This window comes from Photorhabdus sp. RM323S (assembly GCF_042879375.1).
Classification (GTDB): domain Bacteria; phylum Pseudomonadota; class Gammaproteobacteria; order Enterobacterales; family Enterobacteriaceae; genus Photorhabdus; species Photorhabdus tasmaniensis.
The window spans coordinates 1-825 of record NZ_JBHFKZ010000173.1; the positions used below are offsets into that span (position 1 = coordinate 1).

The 825-nt window shown below is 53.0% G+C and carries 1 rRNA gene; it reads left to right on the forward strand.

The annotated features are described in order from the left end of the window. A 23S ribosomal RNA gene (locus ACGF7G_RS22520) occupies positions 1–825 on the forward strand; the annotation flags it as partial.

Sequence of the window (825 nt, forward strand, 5' to 3'; positions counted from 1 at the left end):
GTCCCGTACACCAAAATGCACAAAGTGTGAACTCAACGAGTAGGGCGGGACACGTGGTATCCTGTCTGAACATGGGGGGACCATCCTCCAAGGCTAAATACTCCTGACTGACCGATAGTGAACCAGTACCGTGAGGGAAAGGCGAAAAGAACCCCGGCGAGGGGAGTGAAAAAGAACCTGAAACCGTGTACGTACAAGCAGTGGGAGCTTCTGTGCAAACAGGGGTGACTGCGTACCTTTTGTATAATGGGTCAGCGACTTATATTCTGTAGCAAGGTTAACCGTTTAGGGGAGCCGCAGGGAAACCGAGTCTTAACTGGGCGCATGAGTTGCAGGGTATAGACCCGAAACCCGGTGATCTAGCCATGGGCAGGTTGAAGGTTGGGTAACACTAACTGGAGGACCGAACCGACTAATGTTGAAAAATTAGCGGATGACTTGTGGCTGGGGGTGAAAGGCCAATCAAACCGGGAGATAGCTGGTTCTCCCCGAAAGCTATTTAGGTAGCGCCTCGTGCATTCATCTTCGGGGGTAGAGCACTGTTTCGGCTAGGGGGCCATCCCGGCTTACCAACCCGATGCAAACTGCGAATACCGAAGAATGGTATCACGGGAGACACACGGCGGGTGCTAACGTCCGTCGTGAAGAGGGAAACAACCCAGACCGCCAGCTAAGGTCCCAAAGTCATGGTTAAGTGGGAAACGAGGTGGGAAGGCTCAGACAGCCAGGATGTTGGCTTAGAAGCAGCCATCATTTAAAGAAAGCGTAATAGCTCACTGGTCGAGTCGGCCTGCGCGGAAGATGTAACGGGGCTAAACCATGCAC